The 21,355-nt window shown below is 66.4% G+C and carries 18 protein-coding genes; 9 read left to right on the top strand and 9 right to left on the bottom strand.

The window, feature by feature from the left end:
* Position 1 precedes the first annotated feature (1 nt).
* From ACZYY4_RS09870 to ACZYY4_RS09850, 5 genes are all read right to left on the bottom strand, one after another.
* Entirely contained in the window at positions 2-823 is an 822-nt protein-coding gene (locus ACZYY4_RS09870) for a hypothetical protein (RefSeq protein WP_065018912.1), read from the bottom strand.
* Positions 824-902: 79 nt separating this feature from the next.
* Positions 903-1,928 (bottom strand): TniB family NTP-binding protein, encoded by a 1,026-nt coding sequence (locus tag ACZYY4_RS09865; RefSeq protein ID WP_007172501.1) that lies wholly within the window; start codon positions 1,926-1,928, stop codon positions 903-905.
* A complete protein-coding gene (locus ACZYY4_RS09860) occupies positions 1,916-3,991 on the bottom strand; it encodes a Mu transposase C-terminal domain-containing protein (protein WP_224860251.1) in 2,076 nt (691 codons plus the stop codon). The genes ACZYY4_RS09865 and ACZYY4_RS09860 overlap by 13 nt, the downstream gene beginning before the upstream one ends.
* A 5-nt stretch (positions 3,992-3,996) precedes the next feature.
* Positions 3,997-4,647 carry a TnsA-like heteromeric transposase endonuclease subunit gene (locus ACZYY4_RS09855; RefSeq protein WP_396879274.1) on the bottom strand — a complete coding sequence of 217 codons (651 nt, stop codon included), beginning with the start codon at positions 4,645-4,647 and terminating at the stop codon, positions 3,997-3,999.
* A gap of 408 nt (positions 4,648-5,055) precedes the next feature.
* Complete coding sequence (locus tag ACZYY4_RS09850; RefSeq protein ID WP_463809804.1) at positions 5,056-5,418, bottom strand: ArsR/SmtB family transcription factor; 363 nt, start codon at positions 5,416-5,418, stop codon at positions 5,056-5,058.
* Positions 5,419-5,519: 101 nt separating this feature from the next.
* Here ACZYY4_RS09850 and ACZYY4_RS09845 point away from each other — a divergent pair, with 101 nt between their 5' ends.
* Positions 5,520-5,684: a hypothetical protein gene (locus ACZYY4_RS09845; RefSeq protein WP_463809803.1), complete on the top strand. Its 165-nt coding sequence runs from the start codon at positions 5,520-5,522 to the stop codon at positions 5,682-5,684.
* Positions 5,685-6,212: 528 nt separating this feature from the next.
* Entirely contained in the window at positions 6,213-7,181 is a 969-nt protein-coding gene (locus ACZYY4_RS09840) for an acyl-ACP desaturase (protein ID WP_463809802.1), read from the top strand.
* An 11-nt stretch (positions 7,182-7,192) separates the two neighbouring features.
* On the opposite strand, the gene ACZYY4_RS09835 is transcribed toward ACZYY4_RS09840, so the two are convergent.
* Genes ACZYY4_RS09835 through hrpA form a run of 3 tightly spaced genes read right to left on the bottom strand, consistent with a single transcriptional unit; the run spans position 7,193 to position 13,385 of the window.
* The gene (locus tag ACZYY4_RS09835) at positions 7,193-8,305 is read right to left on the bottom strand and encodes an Rv3169 family protein (RefSeq protein ID WP_463809800.1); all 1,113 of its coding nucleotides are present in this window, start codon (positions 8,303-8,305) and stop codon (positions 7,193-7,195) included.
* Positions 8,306-8,314: 9 nt separating this feature from the next.
* Entirely contained in the window at positions 8,315-9,409 is a 1,095-nt protein-coding gene (locus ACZYY4_RS09830; protein WP_463809799.1) for a phosphotransferase family protein, read from the bottom strand.
* A 37-nt stretch (positions 9,410-9,446) separates the two neighbouring features.
* Positions 9,447-13,385, bottom strand: coding sequence for an ATP-dependent RNA helicase HrpA (hrpA, locus tag ACZYY4_RS09825; RefSeq protein WP_463809798.1), 3,939 nt, complete (start codon positions 13,383-13,385; stop codon positions 9,447-9,449).
* Between hrpA and ACZYY4_RS09820 the strand changes: the two genes are divergently transcribed.
* A complete protein-coding gene (locus tag ACZYY4_RS09820; protein ID WP_463809797.1) occupies positions 13,317-14,060 on the top strand; it encodes an isomerase in 744 nt (247 codons plus the stop codon). The genes hrpA and ACZYY4_RS09820 overlap by 69 nt on opposite strands.
* Positions 14,061-14,201: 141 nt before the next feature.
* Positions 14,202-15,065 carry an SDR family oxidoreductase gene (locus tag ACZYY4_RS09815; protein WP_463809796.1) on the top strand — a complete coding sequence of 288 codons (864 nt, stop codon included), beginning with the start codon at positions 14,202-14,204 and terminating at the stop codon, positions 15,063-15,065.
* On the opposite strand, the gene ACZYY4_RS09810 is transcribed toward ACZYY4_RS09815, so the two are convergent.
* Entirely contained in the window at positions 15,053-15,688 is a 636-nt protein-coding gene (locus ACZYY4_RS09810) for a hypothetical protein (protein ID WP_463809795.1), read from the bottom strand. The genes ACZYY4_RS09815 and ACZYY4_RS09810 overlap by 13 nt on opposite strands.
* Positions 15,689-15,888: 200 nt before the next feature.
* Between ACZYY4_RS09810 and ACZYY4_RS09805 the strand changes: the two genes are divergently transcribed.
* The 5 genes from ACZYY4_RS09805 (at position 15,889) to ACZYY4_RS09785 (ending at position 21,355) form a co-directional block, all read left to right on the top strand.
* On the top strand, positions 15,889-16,224 hold the full coding sequence (locus ACZYY4_RS09805) for a DUF732 domain-containing protein (protein ID WP_463809794.1): 336 nt from the start codon (positions 15,889-15,891) through the stop codon (positions 16,222-16,224).
* A complete protein-coding gene (locus tag ACZYY4_RS09800; RefSeq protein ID WP_463809793.1) occupies positions 16,224-16,886 on the top strand; it encodes a class I SAM-dependent methyltransferase in 663 nt (220 codons plus the stop codon). The genes ACZYY4_RS09805 and ACZYY4_RS09800 overlap by 1 nt, the downstream gene beginning before the upstream one ends.
* An 82-nt stretch (positions 16,887-16,968) precedes the next feature.
* Positions 16,969-19,776 carry an aconitate hydratase AcnA gene (acnA, locus tag ACZYY4_RS09795; RefSeq protein ID WP_463809792.1) on the top strand — a complete coding sequence of 936 codons (2,808 nt, stop codon included), beginning with the start codon at positions 16,969-16,971 and terminating at the stop codon, positions 19,774-19,776.
* A gap of 40 nt (positions 19,777-19,816) precedes the next feature.
* Positions 19,817-20,152 carry a carboxymuconolactone decarboxylase family protein gene (locus ACZYY4_RS09790; protein ID WP_463809791.1) on the top strand — a complete coding sequence of 112 codons (336 nt, stop codon included), beginning with the start codon at positions 19,817-19,819 and terminating at the stop codon, positions 20,150-20,152.
* Positions 20,153-20,296: 144 nt separating this feature from the next.
* Complete coding sequence (locus ACZYY4_RS09785) at positions 20,297-21,355, top strand: tellurite resistance/C4-dicarboxylate transporter family protein (protein ID WP_463809790.1); 1,059 nt, start codon at positions 20,297-20,299, stop codon at positions 21,353-21,355.

The following is a 21,355-nucleotide window of genomic DNA, read 5'->3' as shown; positions in this document are numbered from 1 at the left end:
GTCAGCCCTGACGCCGCCCAGCTGGCCCAGCCGGGCACGGTGATCGCGGGGATTGACCTGGTCGTGGTTTCCACGCGTCGAAGTGGTGTGCGCGGCGGGTGGCGCTGAGTTGTTGATCGTGGATCCACTGTTCGATGGGGCGGGTTTGGTCGCGGTGCTGGGGAAACCGGGCGCTGACGTTGACGTAGACCGCATCGACGGCGCGGGCACGGGCGGGTGTGGCTGGCGCGGTGCCCCAGATCCGGCGATGAGCGCCGGCCAGGATGGCGGCCAAGGCGATCAGGTCCGGGTAGGCGCCGATGTGCGTGTCGGCGTCGGCGCGGGCAGGCGGCAGCGTAAACGGGCTGGTGCTGCGTGCCCAGCAGCGGTGAATCCGCGCGGCATCCCTGACCGCGAAGCGCGCAGCGTCGCCGTGACACCGATCCAGTCGGGCATGGCGCTGCGCTGCGGCGATCACCGCGGGGGCGCAGCGCAGATCGCGTTGATCGTCGAGGGTGGAGGTGCCTGCACCGATCCATCGGCGGTGGCGGCAGCAGACGGTCGCGTAGTCGGGCAACCAGCAGTAGACCGGCTCATAGACACCGCGGCGTGCCATGCACAGGCGGCATGCGGGCCGGGCGTGGCGGCGTTGGCGGGTGGTGTCGCGGTCGGGGGCGGCCAGCCCGATGAGCCGGGCGTGAAGGATGCCCACGGGCTGGCCGCTGGCGGTTGCCAACCAGTCCGGCCGGGGACGGCAGATCGCTGGACCGTCGGCCAGGTAGCGCCGCAGACCTCGGGGTTCTAGGTGGTTGGCGTGCGCGAGCCGATCAAGATAGGACTGCACCGTTTCGCCACGAAACGGTGTGACGGTGCGCGGTAGTGGCGCGGCAGGCCCCTGCGGCCACGCCGGTGGGGTTGATACGTCAGCTGGCATGGCGTTGCGCCGATGTTTGGGCTGCGTAGTCGATGAGCACCGTGTCCATCAGATCCCTGGTGAGGTTCTCGGTTTCGTCGAGCATGCTGCGGATCGCAGCCGAGCGGATCAGGTGCGCCAGGCTGCCGATCATTCCGCCGGTGCGTCGATGCAGGTATTTGGCTTCGGCGACCAGCGTTCCCGCGGTGTGATGGTGCAACCGCAGGGTGCCTTCCATCGCGGCCACCAGCGACTTCCATTCCCCGGCGTACGGGAACGGGCTGGTGTTGATCACACCGCAGCGCCCGGCGAGCTGGCGTCCGCGGGTGCCGGTGAACACACCGGAGCGCTCGACGTCGATGCCGGCGTAGACGAACGTGGCGGGCAGGTGTTCGGTGAAGTACTTCAGGTGATCGGACAGTTCCTCGCCGGCCCGGGTATCGAGGTTGAGGTTGTGGATCTCGTCGACGATCACGATGTCGGTTCGGGCGTCGATGAGGACCTGGCAGACAGCGTCGGCGATATCGGTGACATTCATCCGCGGTTGCATCGGCGGAAGGCCCAGGAATCGCGCGAACTCCATCGCGAGTTTGCGCGCCGAGCCTTTCGGGGGCGCGGTCACGTATACGATCGGGATCCGGGACTTGTCGGCGAATCGTGTCCTGATACGCAGTTCGTGGAATCGGCCGAGTTGTTTGACCGCGGTGGTCTTGCCGGTCGCGGCCGCCCCGGAAATGATCAGCCCGCGCCGGGCGCCGATCTCGCGTTGGTTGAGCAGGGTCAGCAGCCGGCCTTCGTTGGTGATGCGCTGGATCGCCGACGTGGTGACCACGACCAGTTCACTGTGATGCGCTACCCGGGCTTCGTTGTAGTTGGTCCGTTCGGTCTCCGACAGGGTGCTCCACTGCTCATCGGGTAACAGGGTGAACTCGGGTGGATCGGCATCGACGAAACGGCGCCAACCCTCGAGCGTGGTGGTGGGTTGGCGCCGGTCCTCGAGTTGGCTCACCGGGGCAAAAGTGTTCACAGCCGCCACGATTCAGCCTCCTTGCGTGCATCGAACACCGGTAGTGGAATGACTTGGGCGATCTCGATGTCGTCGGCGTCCTCGTCACCGCCTGGCGGCGGCTCCTCATCGCAGGGTTCTGCGGTATCCGGCGGGCGGGGCCAGGCCGGTGTCGCGGTGGCTCGCGTTCGACCCGCCACCCTGCGATCCTTGGATTCCTGTCGGGTGGGGGCGGGGCCTTGCGCGGCCCGGTCGAGCAGGTCATCGGCCGCGCGGGCGATCTCGGCTTCGGTGGCCTGATCGCATCCGCGCTGGGCCAGCACGGACCGCGCATGCTGCCATACCAATTCGCCGAACGGTACCGGGTGGCTGCGCAAATGCGTCCAGGTCGCGGCCAGCCAGCCCTCGTCGTGATGGTTGCGCACCCAGATCCGCGACACGTCGTAGGGGTCGTAGTGCACCTCCCACTGGCCCTTCTTGGATTCCACCCCCGAGTGCTGGCGGCGGTAGGGGTTGAGTGCCTTAGCGTCGTAGCTGCGGTTGTTGACCCGGATCCCGTAGGAATTGATGCGCCGCCAGCACGACGGCAGTAACTCGATGTAGTCCTCGGCCGACAGCGGCACCGGAACATACCCGGCGACCTCGACCAAGGCGGCGTACTTTTCGTTGGGCGTCAACGCCTTGCCCGGGGTGACGGGGTCACGCAGGCCGTCGTGGGGCCGGTTTTGCCATACCGCGACGATCCACTCATCCAGCAGGGCTTGCAGCTCCACGATCGACCACACTGCGTCCTGTTCGGCGTTCTTGCCGCGCCGCTCGACGCTGGAGCCGACATACCCGGCGACATGCTGGGCGAACAAGGTGGCCACCGACTGCAGGGTCCGCTCGATCTTGGGTTTGTCGGTCGGCGTATCCGGGTGGGCGGGCTGCAGATTGATCCCCAACGTGCAACACGCCTGCCGGAAGGTTTGCGACAGATACGCCTTCCCGTGGTCGCACACTACGGTCTCCGGGGCGATCACCGGCCGGGCGGCCGCATCGGCCAACCGTTGATCCACGCCGGTCAAACAGCGATACGGCAGCACCGACCGCGACATCCGCAGCGCATCGGACCACTCCGGCCGCATCGGTTCTGGCGTCAACGCTCGGGCCAGCAGCAGCGCCGCGTCGACCGCTTTGGTCGTGGGCCGCAACACCGCGGCCGGAATCGAGCAGGTCGCGTCGTCAACCATGCCGGTCAGCTCGACCCGGTCCACCGTGCCGTCATCGAGGACCACCCGCACATCCAGGGGGGTCGAATCGATCTCGACCACCTCGCCGGGGCGCGCCACCGTCAGCGCACCGAACGGGCCGTCGGGCTGTTTGGACAACGAACGCCGGGTGCGCGCGGACCCGAACGTGTGCCGGCCCTCCGACAGCCTCTTCACCAGACGATAGAACGTCCGCTGAGACGGCATCGCCGGTGCGTCCTGGGCACCGTATTGAGCCACCAGCGATTTGGTCACCCGTCGCTGCAGGCGGCTCACCGTCCCGGTCGACACGTCGGTCTCGTCATCGATGGCCTGCCGCACTGCGGCCACCAGCCGCTCGTCGACGCGGCCGAACATCGCCCGCCGGGGAATGTGCCGGCGATCCACAACCCCCAGCAGGCCGTCTCGTTCGTAGGCATAGCGTTGCCGCTGCAACGTGTACAAGCTGATCTCGTGGCCAGCCGAGCGCAGCTCGGCGAGCTTGGCCAATTCGCGCTGCCGCAACGAACGCGACGCCGGATCGAACTCCGGCCGCGGCCGGCTACCCGCCTCGGAATCAACCCGTCGACCCGTCAACACCTCGATCAAGTGCCGTTCCCACCAGCGGGCCCGCTCGGCGGCAGCCTCGGGCACCCCGGCCAACGCTTCTTCGGAACACAAAGCCGGTCGCGATCCTGACACCAACTCCAACGCCGGGTCGCCCAGCAGCCGAGACAGCGGTACCACCGACTGCCCGCCGACCGCATCGGTCAGCCTGGCTGAACTGCCCGAAAGTGTGACAACCGTGAATACGCCGTCGGATAACCGGATTTCATCGCCCTCGCGGATGACACCCGACCGCATACCCGTCATCGTGACAACGCGGGCCCGACGATCGACTCCTCGGTCAAGACAGCCGCGGAAAGATCCACGCCCAGTCGCCGGTGCCACAACAGGTGAAACAGCACCGGCAACACCATGATCGCTTCACCGACCGGTCTCACCCCGGTCATCAGCGGCCGCGCCGAGTCGAACACCGCCTCCAACGCTGCGGCGACCGCCGGGCGGTACACCCGTGGATGCCGATACCCAGACAACCAGCGCAAATTCGCCGTCACGACCGGATCCGCAACGCCCGCTCGCCGATAGGCCCATCCCAGGGAACGGCACGCCTGCTCGGACCGGTCGAACAACTCAGCATCAGCATCCGATATTCGGTCATCGGCCCGCACGTCAAGAACCGTCGCCGTTCCGTCGGACAACCGCACGAAGTAATCAGGCACGTGGTGCCTGCCGTCACCCCAATGGAGCCGGAACGGCTGCGACGCAACACCAACCACCGCGGGATCGGCGTCCAGCGCGATCAAATGGTCACGCTCCGACCACGACTCGTACCCAACGTGCTCACGAGTCGTCGAAAACCACCACAGGCCTGGATAATTGCCCTGCCCGCGAAACGCTGGGAAACCACGCACGGGTGAGCAGTCCAACTCAAAGGCCACTGCGGCACACTCCGCCAGCGGCAAGCGCGAAGAACCCCCGGAGGAGTTGAATTCCACCTCAACGCCACCGTTGACCTGCGGCCATAGCGCCGCCGGCGCCACACTCACCTAAACAACGCTACCGGCGGTACCTCGGATAGATTGGCAAAGACACGCCGATACCGCAGATACGGTGGCAATACATCACATCGGATGTCAACGGACAGGAGCCCGCCTCGGGTCGCCCCCTTGCCCTTCCGCTCTGTGCGCGTCAATACGTCACAGTGACGAAACCGTGCGGTGCGGCTGGATGGATCCTGATGGGATCGCTCGCCGAATCATCTTCGGGTGCAGGGCTTTCGGGCGTAGAAAGTCAGATTCTCAAAATCGCCCTGACCCGCTCTCGTCTTTTCTCGGATCGGATAATGCCGGGCATCGCCGCCAGGCTCAGCCTGCCGATTGGGGGCGGTCGGGTTGGCCTAGGCGGAGGTGCTCGCTGTGGTAGATGGCCTCGTCGAGTAGCTGAGCGACGTGGTTGTCGTAGAGGCTGTAGATGATGCTGCGGCCGTTGCGCATGCCGGCGACCAGGCCGAGGTTGCGTAGCAACCGCAACTGGTGTGACACCGCGGAGTGTTCCATGCCGACTGCATCCGCCAGCTCGGCCACCGGCAGCGGGCCTTGCCGCAGTGTAGTCAAGATCCGCAGCCGGCTCGGGGTGGCCAACGCCTGCAGGGTGGTCGCTACGTGCGCGGCCGACTCGGCGTCAAGTTCGCCCACCGGGCGGCGTCGGCCCTCAACCCCGTGTCCCATGGTTGCCAGGTTAACCTATCAGGTAACATATGAAGACCTATTCAAGTGTTCTGGTAACGTGGGGTTGGTCAGGTCAAACCGCAACGAAGGAGCCGATCCCGATGTCACACACCACCAACTGCGACCAGGAAGACCCGGGCCACACCCACGAGCAGGGCCGTATCGAGCATGAGCATGCACACACCCACGCTGACGGGACCACGCACACCCATCCGCATGTGCACCAAGAGGGTCAGCAGGAAATCCACGCCCATGCTCATCACTGATGCTGGGCACGGTGACTCGTTGATCGTCAGGTCCGCGTTGGCTTAGGGCAGCCAGCCTGGTGGGCGGTGCGCTCGAGGGAACATCCGCCCACCAGGCTGATTGTCGTCCCGACACGCGGACGCCGAGTGATCCTGCCCTCAATTGCCGCGACCAGAGCCCCGCTGCCGGCAGGCGAAACGGTCAACCGACAATTCTTAACCGGCACGGTCAAGCTCTCCTGGATTCGATCCGACACTGTCATATTTCCCCCGGTGGTCAGGATGAGGTAAATCCGGGATGCGTGACGGTGTGCAGGTCAACGTCGAAACTCGATATCACCCGGATTTCGGGAACGGACCCTTAGCCACACCTGAGCGCAGCGCCCCGCGGGCAGTGTTACGCAGCCCGCCGCCCCGTGCACCGTGACGGAACCTCAAAATCGGTGACCACGACGGCCCGCTCACCTGCTTCAGCAATCTCGTTCTGTGACTCGAATAGGTTAGGCTGCGTTGGGCTGGGGGCGTCCCGAGTGCAACAGAGGGGATGCGATGTCGAGGCAGTTGACCGACCTGGAGATGCTCACTGAGCTGGAGCCGGTTGCTGCTGCCAATGTGAACCGGCACGAGTCGGTCACCACCGACTGGAATCCGCATGACTACGTGCCGTGGGACCGTGGCCGCAACTTCGCGCGGTCGGGCGGCACCGACTGGTCGTCGGAGCAGTCGCAACTGAGCGACGTCGCGAAGGCGGCGATGATCACCAACCTGCTCACCGAGGACAACCTGCCCTCGTATCACCGTCAGGCTGCCAAGTATTTTTCCGTCGACGGCGCCTGGGCGTCATGGGTTGGGCGCTGGACCGCCGAGGAAAACCGCCACGGCATCGTCATCCGCGACTACCTGGTGGTGACCCGCGGCGTCGACCCGGTGGCGCTCGAACAAGCACGCATGCAGCACGTGACCAACGGGTTCTCGGCCACCGCCGAAGAGGAAGAACGACACGCGACCGATTTTCTGCTCTCGGTCGCCTATGTGACGTTCCAAGAGCTTGCCACCCGCGTCAGTCACCGCAACACCGGCAAGGTGTGCAATGACCCCATCGCAGACCGGATGCTGCAACGCGTGGCGGCCGACGAGAACCTGCACATGATCTTTTATCGGAACGTGTGCAGCGCAGCATTGGATCTCGCACCCGATCAAGCCCTGGAGGCGGTTGCCAACGTTGTGGAGCATTTCCGGATGCCCGGCCAGGGCATGCCGAACTTCCGCCGCAACGGGGTGCTGATGGCCAAGCACGGTATCTACGACCCGCGCCAGCATCTGGACGAAGTCGTGCGACCGACGCTGCGCAAGTGGCGGATCTTCGAACGCAACGATTTCACGGCTCGCGGCGAGCAACGCCGTGAGCAGCTCGCAACGTACCTGGAACACCTTGAGTGTCAGGTGATCAGGTTTGAGGAGCAGCGTGACCGTCGTTTAGCCCGCGACGAGCTGAAGAAGGAAGCGAAAGTCGGCTAGCGACCACCGGATCAGCCGGCGGCGGGCACATCCACCAGGCCGGTGAACCCACTGGGGCTATGCGGGCCGATGGCCAGCTGCTCGAGCACCCCGATACCGGTCCGCTCACCCCACCGGGCGCGCATGACCTGCTGGACGTGAATGTTGTCCAGCGAGAGGTTGTCGAGCTCCTCGACCGGCGTCTGCTCTCCCCCGACCGCGAGCTCGTCGTGCCATAGACCGTGCGACCACTGGGGATGGAAGTAGCCGGCTCCCTTCATCCGGAAGGTCAGCAACGGCTGTAGCTCAATGCTTTCCGCGGCATCGCTGCGCTGGAAATCCAACCGCGCCCCCTGGGAGCGGCGCAGGCCCGGTGCCCAATCGATCGTGTGAGCGATATCGACATGCTCAACCCGGCTCTGCGGGCCGTAGACCGGATCGCCGGGCGCCAGGGTGGGCAGCACCACTCCGCTTCGTGCCCACGACTCCCCCGTCTGATCCTCAAACGTCAGGTAGTGCACCCCGACGTCCTCGAAATTCAAAGGAGCCCAGAGAAAGAACAGCTGGCCGGCCGCCGCTTCGGGTGCCGCCGATGCCGGCAGCCCGACCGGACGAAGCCCCCACGATCGGTCCTTGGTGCCATAGACGGCCCGATCGTCAAAGACCTGTGTCGCGTCATTGACGGTCATCGATCCCGACCATCGGCCCAACTGGGAGGCACGCGTCATGTCGATGGCCAATCGCGTGCCGAGGTAGCGCGTCTGGCGGGGCTCCTCGTAGCCGGCGGTGCGCGCGCAGAACGTCATGTCAGCGCCTAACCCGTACTCGGGTGCGTCGACGACCACGCGGTTGATCCGCAGCGGCTCGATGATCTCGATCCTGATGGGGCCGATCGCCGTCTGGGTGCGATCCAACGGAGCACGACCGGAGGCGAATACCGAACGCTGCACGCCGTCGCTGACCACGCTGAACGCGGCATCGATGACGCCGCGGTTCGGATAGATGCCCAGGGCCACGGCGAAGTAGAAGTCTTCGGTGTAGCCGTTGAACCAGAACCGGTCGTAGTGGTCGGGATGGCCGTTGCCGGCGTGTGCCAGCGCCGTCGGAGTTTGATGGACGGGGTAGTCGTCAAAGGGTGTCAACACGACGATCCGCTATCCGTCCAACAGTGCTTCGGTGCCCAGATCGCTGATCTGGGCACAGGCCCGGCGAATCATCGTCACGAACATCTCATCGCCACGCTCGGTGCGTTCGACGAGCATCGCGGCCGGCGCCAGAAAGAACACCGCGTAGGACGCCTGACGGCAGTAGTCGGTCCAACACTGCGCCCAGTCATAGTCGGACACTCCGGCAGCGGTCAGCGCGTCGAAGTAGCAGCGGACCAGCTCCTGCTCGTGTGCCGCCCGCAGCTGCGGATCCAGTGCGGTGCCGAGCAGGAAGGCGACGTCAGTCAATCCGTTGCCCCGGTCCACGGTCTGCCAATCGACCACGGCCACGGGCACCTCGCCGCTCTTGCCGTCGAAAAGCATGTTGTCGGTGCGAAAGTCGCCGTGTACGACGGTGATCGGGCCCTGCGGCGGCGCGGCGGGTTTAGCCGCGTGGGCACTGAGCCGACGCATCAGGTCCACGATGTCGGGGCCCAGTTCGGCGTCGTAGCGTTCGCAGAACTGCCCGATCAGCAGCGGAACCAGCTGCGCCAGCATGTCGGCGGTGTTGCGGCTGTGGTTGAGCCAGTCGTAGTCGTCGAACTCGGGCCGGCCCCAGAACGGAGCGTGCAACGCTGCCGCCTGTTCCAGAGCGCGGCGGGCATGTTCGACGGTGAATCCGCTGAGTTGGTCGACGGCGGCCACCGGTGTCAGATCTTCGAGTAGCAGGACGAACTGGCCTGTGGCGGTGTCGATGTCGCTGTAGAGGTAGCCCGGCGTCGTCACGGCGGTCCGGTTGTGCAGGTCCTGATAGAACCGCACCTCGCGCTCGTAGAGCCGCTGGATGACAGCGGCCTGGCGGCTGTTGGGATCCTCGGCCGGCAGCTTGGCCACCACTCTGGGCGGCCCGCCCGAATCGGCCCGGTCGTAGCTCAGGGTGAACACCAGCGTGTCCGCGACCTGGCCGGTGCCGATCGGCGCTGCGGTCACCGCCGTCACCGAGCCGTCGGCGAGGGCGCCGCAGTGCCGCAGGACCTGGGTGAACCACTGGGCGCTCATGTCACGGCGGTCGACCAACGGCGGAGGAATTGCGACTGTGCTCACAGCTAGCACCATAACGGCAGGGCCGGTCCGCCACAGCTCAACCGGACTCGCCGGCGGCATCGATGGCCCGATAGATCCGCTTCTCGCTCACCGGGCGCGGAGTGCCGAGCTGCTGAGCCCACAGGCTGACACGCAGTTCCTCGATCTGCCAACCGATGTCGCGAACATCGACGGCGGTGCGGCGAGTCGCGGGCAATCCCGTGAGCAGCTCGTCGTAGGCGTCTTGCACGGCGTGTACCTGGGCCATCCGCTGCCGGTCGCCGGTGATGCCGTGCGGCAGCTGTTCCAGGCGCCGACGGATTGCGGACAGATAGCGGGTGAGGTCGGCCAGTCGTGGGCGCCCGGCGGTGGTGACGAAACCGGATGCCAACAGCCGGTCCAGTTGAAGGCGAATGTCGGCGACGGCGTCTTGTTGGGCGGCCGGCGTCTGGGCGGGCAAGAGCAGTTCGACGTCGCGGGCGGCGGCAAGCAGTTTTTCGACGCGGCGCACAATGTCCTGCGTCGTTGCCACCAGGGCTGTGGTGGTCGCGGCACGCAGCGCGGTGAACGCGTCGCTCGTCCACACCGGGCCGTCCATCAGCGCATCGACCGCAGCGTTGGCGCAGTCTTCGATCAGCGCCGTCAACGACCCGTCCGGATTGGCCTTCAATGCCAACCGGGTGCCCGGATCCAGCTGCCGCTCAACCGCTTTGACCGGCGATGCGATGCAGCAGCGCAGCAGCCGTCGGATGCCTGCTGCCATGGCCGCGGATTGCTCACCCGCGGTGGCGAACACGCGTAGGTCGACGACGGCACCCGCGTCGACGAAAGCCGGATAGCCACGGACCACTCGCCCACTGACGACGTGCTCGACCGCCCGCGGCACCTCAGCGAGATCCGCGGGCCAGTCGCGCAGCCCGCTGCGCTGCAGCTCACCGGCGACCACGCCGGCAACCGCGTCGCGAGCGGACGCGGCGAAGCGCTCCTGCAGGGCGCTCAGGTCCTCCCCCCGCGCCAGATCCGAGCCGTCGGCAGCTTGAATATTGAACGTCACCCGTAGATGCGGGGGCAGTTTGGTCAGGTCGAATGCCTCGAGGGGCACCACGACGCCGGTGCGGCGACGCAACTCGCGTTGCAGCTCGGCCAGCAGCGACCCGCGATCGGGATCGAGTGCGGGCAGTACCGTGCGGGCGGTGTCCGGGGCGGGCACGAAGTTTCGGCGCAGATCCTTCGGCAGCGAGCGGATCAGCGCGGTCACCAACTCTTCGCGCAGCGCCGGCACCTGCCAGGTGAAGGCGTCACCGCCGAGGCGGGCCAGCACATCGACCGGAATGTGCACGGTCACGCCGTCGTCGGCGGCGTCGGGTTCGAACCGGTAACTCAGCGGCAGGTTGGCGTCACCGGTCTGCCAGGTGTCGGGCCGGCCGGCGCCGACGTCGTCATCGCTACGCAGCAGATCCTCGCGGGTGAAGGTCAACAGGTCCGGGGTCTTGGGCCGTTGCTTCTTCCACCAGCCGTCGAAGTGCCGTCCGGAGATGACATCGGCCGGTATCCGGGGGTCATAGAGCGCGTAGATGTCCTCGTCATCGACGATCAGGTCGCGGCGGCGGGCGCGGTCCTGCAAGGTCTCGATCTCGGCCCGCAATCGAGCGTTGTCGGCCAGGAAGCCATGGTGGCTCTGCCAGTCGCCCTCCACCAGCGCGTGGCGGATGAACAGCTCCCGGGCCAGGGCCGGCTCGGTCCGGGCGTAGCCGATCCGGCGGCGGGCCACCAGCGGCAGGCCGTAGAGCGTCACCCGCTCATAGGCCAGTACCTCTCCGCGCGGAGCATCCCAGTGCGGTTCGCTATAGCTGCGCTGCACCAACTCCCCCGCCACCCGCTCGACGGCTTCGGGCTGGATACGCGCCGCGGTACGTCCGTACAAGCGGCTGGTCTCTACCAGCTCGGCCACCACAACCCATCGCGGTGGTCGTTTGGCCAGCACCGACCCGGGCGCCAGCACGAATCGAGAGTTGCGTGCCCCCAGATAGTCGCGCCCGTCCACATGGCGCATGCCTACGTGCGACAGCAACCCGGCCAAGAGGGCCGCATGCACGCGGGCGCGGCCGGCCTGGTCGGCGCAGGCGTCGGCGCCGGATTCACGCAGGCCCAGATCGCGGGCGATGCTGCGTAATTGCCCCACCAGATCCTGCCACTCGCGGATTCGCAGGTAATGCAGAAATTCGTCGCGGCACATCCTTCGGAACGCACTGCCGGTCAGTGCCTTTCGCTGCTCGGAAAGATACCGCCACAGGTTGAGGTAGGACATGAAGTCGGACTCGTCATCGGCGAAGCGGGCATGCTTGGCGCGGGCAGCCTCCTCGCGGTCGGCGGGCCGTTCCCGCGGGTCGGGGATGCTCAGCGCCGCCACCAGCACCAGCGACTCGCGCACGCAGTCCTCGGCGTCGGCGGCCAGGATCATCCGGCCCAGCCGCGGGTCGACCGGCAACCGGGCCAGTCGGCGACCCAGATCGGTGATCTGCCCCTGCTCGTCGAACGCCCCGAGTTCGATCAGCAGCGCTACCCCGTCTCGGACGCTGCGCGAATCGGGCGGGTCCAGGAACGGGAAGTCCGCCACCTCACCGAGTTGCAGTGCCGCCATGCGCAGCAGTACCGCGGCGAGATTGGTGCGCAGCACCTCGGGTTCGGTGTAGGCCGGCCGAGCTTCGAAGTCGGCTTGTGAGTACAGCCGAATGCAGACCCCCGGAGCGGTTCGCCCGCAGCGGCCGGCACGCTGGGCGGCCGACGCCTGCGAGATCGGTTCGATCGGCAGCCGTTGCACCTTGAGTCGCCTGCTGTAGCGGGAGATGCGGGCGTTGCCGGGGTCGATGACGTAGCGGATGCCGGGTACGGTCAGCGACGTCTCGGCCACGTTGGTGGCCAGCACCACCCGTCGGGTGAGGTTGGACGCGGGGCGCCGCGCGAACACCTTCTGCTGTTCGGCGGTCGGCAGTCGGGCATACAGCGGCAACACCTCAAGCGAATGAGCGCCCCGGCCTAGCCCTTTCAGCGCCTCGGCGGTATCCCGGATCTCGCGCTCACCGGAGAGGAACACCAGAACGTCGCCCGGCGGCTCGGCCTCCAATTCGCCGATGGCGTCGACGATCGCCTCGATCTCGTCGCGCATCTCGGTGCGAACGATCTCCCGGTCGGGATCGTCGGGATCATCGGCGCCGTCTCCGGGAACCGCGACTTCGAGTGGGCGGTAACGGATTTCCACCGGGTAGGTCCGCCCGGACACCTCGATGATGGGAGACCCCCCGAAGTGCGCGGCGAACCGCTGCGGCTCGATGGTCGCCGAGGTGATGATCACCTTCAGGTCGGGGCGCCGGGGCAACAGCTCCCGCAGGTAACCGAGCAGGAAGTCGACGTTGAGGCTGCGCTCGTGCGCCTCGTCGAGAATCAATGTGTCGTAGCGCAGCAGCCGCCGATCACGCTGGATCTCGGCGAGCAGAATGCCGTCGGTCATGAGTTTGACCATGGTGCGGTCGCTGATCTGGTCGGTGAACCGCACGGTGTAGCCGACGACATCGCCGAGTGGAACCGACAACTCGTCGGCGATGCGCTGGCCGACCGTGCGCGCGGCGAGCCGGCGCGGTTGGGTGTGCCCGATGGTGCCGCGGATACCCCGGCCGAGCTCGAGACAGATCTTGGGTAGCTGCGTTGTCTTGCCCGACCCGGTCGCCCCGGCCACCACCACTACTTGATGTGCCTGGATCGCCGCGGCGATCTCGGCGCGGCGATCGCTGACCGGCAGGTCGGGATAGCTGATCACCGGCACGGCGGCTCTCCGTGCCGCAACGACTGCTTCTGCGGCGGTGATCTGTTCGGCGAGTTTCTGCAGCTTCTCCGGCTGGGCGCCGCGGAACTGCTTCAGGCGCCTGCCGAAATGGACGGCGTCACGGATGGTCAGGCCGTCGAGCCGCCCGCGCAGTTCTGCAACGGAGGGCTCGGGCACTCCGCCGAGGATAGAGGCTCTCGGCGGGCCGGCCGCCGGCCAACCGTAGGTACCGATCAGTACCGATCCCGGGGGCAGGGGCACTGTTGTGTCGCTAGGGTTCGAACGATGGCATACAAGATCGACCCAGAGGCCCTGCACAGGGTCGCCAAACAGGTCGTTGCGGAATCGCCGGCGCGTGGCGAACTGGTCACGCGGGCCATCGCGCTGCTCGCGGGAGAGTATCCGGAGCTGATCGATCCGGCGGCCGGTCGCTGGGTCGGTAGCAAGGCCGGAGGCATCCTGGGCAAGGTGCGCTTTCTCTACTTCAGCCCGCGGGAGTACGTCGTCATCTTCGGCTCCCCCACCGGCACCCAGGGGTTTTCGGGGCGCTACAAGCGCGTGGACATATACAAATTCCTGCTGGCCGGACGGATCGACTCCTACGACCTCGAATCAGACGACTCTGAACCGATGACGCTGCTACCCGGTGAGCACACGTGCCTCGAGAAGGGCCGCGCTCGGGGCCTCACTATCGCGCCGAACTCCTGGCACATCGAGTACGGCCGCGGCGCCGTGGCGACAACGCTGCCCTTCGCGATGGTCGACACGCTGCTGCTGTCGTTGGAATTCGAGTCGGTACGCAGATCGACAGTGGAGTTCATCAAGCTTGTTCGCCGGCAACGTCGTCGTTAGGCGCTCGGGAACGGCCCCGGCGGGCAGCTGACGAACTTTACAATGCTGCGTCAAACTGTCACGCTTGCGGTCGGGCGCAGGGCGGGCGATTCCGCTCGGATAGGCCCTCCAACAACGCATCGACAAACGAGGAGTCAGCGGGTGGCAGGCACCGAATTCTCCGGCCGCACCATGGTGGTGTCCGGCGGCAGCCGTGGTATCGGATTGGCGATCGGGTTGGGCGCCGCGCGGTTGGGGGCCAACGTGGTGTTGCTGGCCAAGACCGCAGAACCGCATCCGCGGCTGCCGGGAACGGTGCATACCGCCGCCGCCGAGATCGAGGCGGCCGGTGGCAAAGCCCTTGCCGTCGTGGGCGACGTGCGTAGCGAAGACGACGTGCAGCGCGCCGTCGACGCCGCCGTGGACCGGTTCGGCGGCATCGACATCTGCGTGAACAACGCCAGCTCCATCGCGGCCGAACCGACTGAGCAACTGTCGGCCAAGAAATTCGATCTCATGCAGGACATCAACGTGCGCGGGACGTTTCTGTTGACCAAGGCGTGCCTGCCGCAGCTGCGGCGGTCCGCGGCGCCGCACGTGCTGACGATCGCTCCCCCGATCAACATGAACCCGTACTGGCTGGGCGTGCATCCGTCCTACACGTTGTCCAAGTACGGGATGACCTTGTTGACGCTGGGCTGGGCTGCCGAATATGCCGACGCCGGAGTCGCCTGCAACTGCCTGTGGCCCGAGACCTACATCGCGACATCGGCGGTGGCCAACTCCCCCGACGGCGGAAATCTGGTCGAGAAGGCACGCACCCCGCAGATCATGGCGGACGCCGCCGTGGAGATTCTGCGACGCCCGGCCGCCGAGGCCAACGGCCAGTGCTACATCGACGCCGACGTCCTCGCCGAGGCCGGCGTGACGGACTTCTCGGTCTACGGCGGCGGACCCGAGCCGCTGATGGACTTCTTCGTCGACCGGCCGCTGGGTGCCGGCGTCAAGGCGCTTCAGCGCAAGTAGAGCTCACTGCCGCTGGGATACCCACCACCGGTCGTGGTGACGTGGACGTGGTCGTAGTGGCCGTAGCCGCCGCGCTGGGAGCCGCCGCCCGGTGTGTAGTAGACGCCCCGCCAGATGGCGTCCTGCAGGCCGAACCGGCCCGCGTTCTCCATCACGTAGGCCACGATCGAGTCGCCGAGAGCGATGCCGGCGGAGCTGCCGGGGTTGGGGATCATGACATCAAGTGCGAGGCCATTGGGATGCCAGCGCAACGCGTCGGCGCGGACTCCACCGATCTGATGGATCTGCGGAAAGGCGTCGCTGATGCTGCGGGCGGCCTGGATCGTCTTGACCTGAAGGCCTCTTTCCGGCGCGACTCCGGCCGGCAGGAAGCGGGATACCATCCGCATTCGCGATGCCGCCGCAATTCCGTCGGCGGTCCCCGACCGAAGTGTTGCAACCGGCGCGGCTACCAGCTGTAAACCGCTCGGTGAATCGTCCACAGCAACCACCGGCGCGGCTTCTTTCGCGACCGTAGGGTTCGCGCTGCCACCCACAGCAAAGAACACCGCTGCTGGTGCGAGGACTGCGGCCATCAATACCGACGACCTTTGACGCTTGCTGGCTAACTCGTGTCGGCCCACGGAAAGACACCATACGAGAAATTTGGCTAATAGTCACAATTTTATAAACCTCATAAATTCCTTATGTCTGGCTCGTCACATTCGGAATGGGTTTCTGGCGCTAACCACTCGCCATTCATGCAGGTGAACGGCGCCTCGGCGAAGTGCCTGCCCGGCCGCAAAGGAAGACCACCTAACCAGATGGGTTTAGACTGCAACCCATGAAGTCGACGACTCTCGCCGCGGCGGTCATGGGCTTGGCGGTCGCGCTGGCAGCACCCGCGCAGGCCGACCCCGACATTGATTTCGCCCGTGAACTGCACACCTACGGCATCTACGGTCCCCGGGACTACAACGCCTGGCTGGGCAAGATCGTCTGCGAACGCCTGGAGAAGGGGGTGGACGGCGACGCCGACAAGTCGGTTCGCTTCATCACCCCCAACCTGCAGAAGGGCACCAACCAGGCGCAGGCCTGGCAGTTCCTGGGTGCCTCGATCCACACCTACTGCCCCGACAAGCATTCGGTGCTGGAACAGGCCGCAGCGCAGCACGGCTGATGAACGTCAGCCGGCTGTGGCGCAACGAGCTGTTCGCCCGCACGGTCGGCGCCGCCTACGCTCACGCGATCGAACAGCGCGGGGCGGCTCGAGTCTTCGGGCGGTTGCTGTTCGGCACCGACGTCGACCGCATCTACCGGGCCATGGCCGTCGTCACCGAATTGCCTGATGGCTCGGCGGTCCTGGATGTGCCCTGCGGCGGCGGCATCACCCTCGACTACCTGGAACCCGGTCAGCGGGTGCGCTACGTGGCGATGGACATCTCGGCGGGCATGCTCGACCACGCCCGCCGGCGGCTGCGTCCCGAGCAGCCGCATAGCCCCGTCGAGTTCGTCGAGGCGAGCATCGAAGCGATCCCGTTCGCCGACGGCGAGTTCGACCTGTGCGTGTGCTTCAACGGATTGCACTGCCTGCCCGACCCGGCGGCCGCCATCCGCGAGGTCGCTCGCTGTCTCAAACCCGGCGGACGGCTCGTCGGCGATTTCGCCACCCGCGGCCAGGTGCGCCGCGCCGATAACTACATGGCGTTCATGAGGGCCACCGGCATCTTCGGGCCGGGCGGCACCCTGGACGATGCCCGGCGGTGGTTCACCGAGGCGGGACTGACTGTCGACGAACTTGAATGTTCCGGCGCGATCACGCATTTCGCCGTCCACAAATAAGAGGGCCGATTTCCTCTTAGCCGCCCCTGAATTGCGGACTATGGTCGTTGGTATCCCGACACCCCGGCGAGAGGGACCCACCATGACCGCGCACAGCACCCTTGACAGCTTCGGAAGCAAGGGCCAACTGGTCGTCGACGACACCACCTATCAGATCCGGCGGCTCGATCGCGTCGACGGCTCGGCGCGATTGCCCTACAGCCTCAAAGTGCTGCTGGAGGACCTGCTGCGCAACGAGGACGGCCACCTGGTGACCACCGATCAGATCAGCGCAATGGCCGCCTGGGATCCGAAGGCCGAGCACGGCCGGGAAATCGCCTACACACCGGCGCGGGTGCTGATGCAGGACTTCACCGGAGTCCCGTGCGTCGTCGACCTGGTGGCGATGCGCGACGCGATCGCGGATCTGGGCGGCGACACCAAACGGATCAACCCGCTGTGCCCGACGGAGTTGGTGATCGACCATTCGGTGATCGCCGATGTCTTCGGCCGCACCGACGCGTTCGCGATCAACGCGGAGCTGGAGTTCGAGCGCAACGCCGAGCGCTACCAACTGCTGCGCTGGGGCCAGCAGGCCTTCGACGACTTCTCGGTGGTGCCACCCGACACCGGCATCTGCCACCAGGTCAACCTGGAATACCTGGCCCGGGTCGTGTTCACCCGCGACAGCTCCGAAGGGCCACTGGCCTATCCCGACACCCTGGTCGGCACCGACTCGCACACCCCGATGGTCAACGGTCTCGGCGTGCTGGGTTGGGGCGTTGGCGGGATCGAAGCCGAAGCCGCCATGCTGGGCCAACCGATGAGCATGCTGATCCCCCAGGTCGTCGGGCTGAAACTCAGCGGTGAACTGCCGGCGGGCACCACCGCTACCGACCTGGTGCTCACCGTCGCCGAGCTGCTGCGGCGCACCGGGGTGGTGGGCAAGTTCGTCGAGTTCTTCGGTCCGGGCGTGGCCAACGTGCCATTGGCGAACCGGGCGACGATCGGCAACATGAGCCCGGAGTACGGGGCCACCTGCGCGATCTTCCCGATCGACGGCGTCACGTGCAACTACCTGCGGCTCACCGGCCGATCCGAGCACCAGATCAAGCTGGTGGAGGCCTACGCCAAAGAACAGGGCATGTGGCACGACCCCGAGCAAGAGCCGACGTACTCCCAAGTCCTCGAATTGGATCTGAGCAGCGTGGTGCCGTCGATCGCCGGACCGAAACGCCCGCAGGACCGCATCCCGCTGCGGTTGGCCCCGCAGACCGTCTGTGCGCTGCTCGACGGCGTCGAAACGACGGAGCAGGCGCTGTCGGACCTCGACGAGGCCTCCGCGGACTCATTCCCGGCCAGCGACCCGATCGCCTTCGGCAACACCAGCAGTCCCAGGGGCAAGCCCCGCGCGCCGCACACTGAATGTGTCGACGACGCCTGGCCGTCGGCAGCCGTAGCTGTCGAGCTGGCCGACGGGACCAAGACCGACGTCGACAACGGCGATGTGGTGATCGCCGCCATCACCTCCTGCACCAACACCTCCAACCCCTCGGTGATGGTCGGCGCGGCGCTGCTGGCGCGCAACGCCGTCGAGAAGGGCCTGACCCGCAAACCGTGGGTGAAAACCACTCTGGCGCCCGGCTCGCGGGTGGTTACCGACTATTACGAACGGGCCGGTCTGACCCCGTACCTGGACAAGTTGGGCTTCAACCTGGTCGGTTACGGCTGCACCACCTGCATCGGCAACTCCGGCCCGCTCATCCCCGAGGTGAGCAAGGCCGTCGTCGACAACGACCTGACCGCGTGCTCGGTGCTGTCCGGTAACCGCAATTTCGAGGGCCGAATCCACCCCGAAGTCAAGATGAACTTCCTGGCCTCACCACCGCTGGTGGTCGCCTATGCGCTGGCCGGCACGCTGCGGATCAACCTGCTGAGCGACCCGATCGGGACCGGCAGCGACGGCGAGCCGGTGTATCTGCGCGACCTGTGGCCGACCACCGAGGAGATCGCCGCCGTCGTTGACGACAACTTGCAGGCCGAGATGTTCACCGCCAGCTACGCCGACGTCTTCACCGGCGACGAGCGCTGGCGGGCGCTGAAAGTCCCGGAGGGCGACACCTTCTCCTGGGCGCCCGACTCCACCTACGTACGCCAGCCGCCGTACTTCGACGGCATGACCCGCGAGCCGGAGCCGCTCACCGACATCGCGGACGCCCGGGTGCTGGCCAAACTGGGCGACTCGGTCACCACCGATCACATCAGCCCGGCGGGGTCGATCCGGTATGACTCGCCCGCCGGAAAATACCTGTCAGAGCACGGCATTGAGCGCAAGGACTTCAACTCCTACGGCTCACGGCGTGGCAACCACGAGGTGATGATCCGCGGCACGTTCGCCAACATCCGGCTGCGAAATCAGTTGGCGCCCGAGACCGAGGGCGGGTTCACCCGCGACTTCACCCAACCGGACGGTCCGGTCAGCACGATCTATGACGCCTCGGTGAACTACATCGCGGCGGGTACGCCGTTGGTGATCCTGGCCGGCAAGGAATACGGCTCCGGCTCGTCTCGGGACTGGGCCGCCAAAGGCACCGTGCTGCTCGGGGTGCGGGCGGTGCTGGCGGTGTCCTACGAGCGCATCCACCGCTCCAACCTGATCGGGATGGGTGTGCTCCCACTGCAGTTCCCCGATGGCGCTGACGCCGACTCGCTGGGCCTGACCGGTGAAGAGACCTTTGACATCACCGGGGTGACCGCACTGGGCGACGGGATTCCCGACACCGTCCACGTCAAGGCCGACGGGGTCGAGTTCGACGCCAAGGTCCGCATCGACACTCCCGGTGAGGCCGACTACTACCGACATGGCGGCATCATGCAATACGTGCTGCGGCAGTTGCTCGACAAGGCCTGAATCTCCTATCCGCGCAGTACAACTCGATAAGGATCCAGCCATGGCAGACGGCCTCTATCCCCCGGCCACCGCGGAAATCTACAACCGCCGCAGGGAACTGACCCCGCACACCCATGAGGCCTTCGAGGCGTTCTCTCGGGCGGTGTTCGCCGAGGGAGCGCTGCCGGAGAAGACCAAGCAGCTCATCGCCGTCGCCGTCGCCCACGTGACCCAGTGCCCGTACTGCATTCAGGGCCATACCAAGCTGGCTCACCGTAAGGGCGCCACCGACGCCGAGATCATGGAGGCAGTCTGGGTGGCCGCGGAGATGCGCGCGGGCGGCGCCTACGCGCACTCGACGCTGGCGCTGGATGTACTCGCCAAAGAACATCGCTGAACGATCTACTTCCGGTCGGGTGACCGGCAGCGTAGAGATAGGTGTTGATTGCCCCCATCCCACCGCACCGGGCGCGTCCCAGTGGTATACCCCAGACACGATTTCGGTGTGCGATGAGAGGGGTCAAACCGGGTGGGTGCAACGATGACGGTGCCGGTGAGCGGTACCCGCGAGGCGGTGCGAACGCTCAATCCGGGCTACTTCGCACTGGTGATGGCCAGTGGGATGGTGTCGATGGCCATGTACCACCAGCACGCCTACCGGCTGTCGGTCGCGCTGCTGTGGGTGACGGCGGTGTCGTATCTGGTCCTGGTAGCGGTGTCAGCGGTGCGGGTGATCTCGTTTCCTCACGAATTCCGGGCCGACCTGTCCGATTCGGGCCGTGCGTTCGGGTTGTTCACCTTCGTCTCGGCCACCAACGTGTTGGGGGCCCGACTCGTCATCGACGGACACAACGGTGTCGCGGTCGGTCTGCTGTTGGTCAGCTCGCTGGCCTGGCTGGTGCTGGGCTACCTGATTCCGTGGACCGCTGTACTGGGCACCGCGGAGCGACCGGTGGTGCGGCGGGCCAACGGCACCTGGTTCATCTGGGTGGTGGCCAGCCAATCCATCGCGGTGCTGGCCGCCGTGCTCGAAGTGGAGATGGACGAGCCGTGGCGTCAGAGCCTGGCGCTGCTCGCGGTGTCTTCCTGGTCTGTGGGGGTGTTCCTCTACGGCGCCGCCGGAATCTTCGTGGCCTTGCGACTGCTGCTCTACCCGATGCTGCCCGAGGATCTCGTTCCGCAGTACTGGGTGGCGATGGGCGCCACCGCGATCACCGTTCTGGCCGGCGCCCGCATCGTGGAGATGGCCGAAGCACCGATGGTCACCGCCACCCGTGGCCTGATCGCCGGAACATCGGTGGTGTTCTGGGCGTTCGGCACCTGGCTGATCCCGCCGATGATCGCCGCCGGAGTGTGGCGGCATGTGGTCCACCACGTTTCACTGCGCTACGAGGCCCCGTGGTGGAGTGTGATCTTCCCGCTGGGTATGTACGGGGTCGGCAGCCACTACCTGGGGCAGGCCGACCACCTCCCGATCGTCTACTACATCGGTTCGATCCAGAGCTGGATCGCCTTGGCCGCGTGGGCCATAGTGTTCGCCCTCATGCTGCATCACCTGGCGGTCACCCTCGGGCCCGCGGTGCGCAGATCACCCAAGTGA

The organism is Mycobacterium sp. IDUB_21 (assembly GCF_055419425.1).
Note: the sequence above shows the minus strand (reverse complement) of the source record. Positions and strands in the feature narration are given on the sequence as shown.

Bases quoted from the DNA above. Each gene is read 5' to 3' on its own strand.
- ACZYY4_RS09840 (WP_463809802.1), top strand. From the start codon at position 6,213: ATGTCGAGGCAGTTGACCGACCTGGAGATGCTCACTGAGCTGGAGCCG.
- ACZYY4_RS09800 (WP_463809793.1), top strand. From the start codon at position 16,224: ATGAACGTCAGCCGGCTGTGGCGCAACGAGCTGTTCGCCCGCACGGTC.
- ACZYY4_RS09805 (WP_463809794.1), top strand. From the start codon at position 15,889: ATGAAGTCGACGACTCTCGCCGCGGCGGTCATGGGCTTGGCGGTCGCG.
- ACZYY4_RS09850 (WP_463809804.1), bottom strand. From the start codon at position 5,418: ATGGGACACGGGGTTGAGGGCCGACGCCGCCCGGTGGGCGAACTTGAC.
- acnA (WP_463809792.1), top strand. From the start codon at position 16,969: ATGACCGCGCACAGCACCCTTGACAGCTTCGGAAGCAAGGGCCAACTG.
- ACZYY4_RS09790 (WP_463809791.1), top strand. From the start codon at position 19,817: ATGGCAGACGGCCTCTATCCCCCGGCCACCGCGGAAATCTACAACCGC.
- ACZYY4_RS09820 (WP_463809797.1), top strand. From the start codon at position 13,317: ATGGACGGCGTCACGGATGGTCAGGCCGTCGAGCCGCCCGCGCAGTTC.
- ACZYY4_RS09845 (WP_463809803.1), top strand. From the start codon at position 5,520: ATGTCACACACCACCAACTGCGACCAGGAAGACCCGGGCCACACCCAC.
- ACZYY4_RS09860 (WP_224860251.1), bottom strand. From the start codon at position 3,991: ATGCGGTCGGGTGTCATCCGCGAGGGCGATGAAATCCGGTTATCCGAC.
- ACZYY4_RS09785 (WP_463809790.1), top strand. From the start codon at position 20,297: ATGACGGTGCCGGTGAGCGGTACCCGCGAGGCGGTGCGAACGCTCAAT.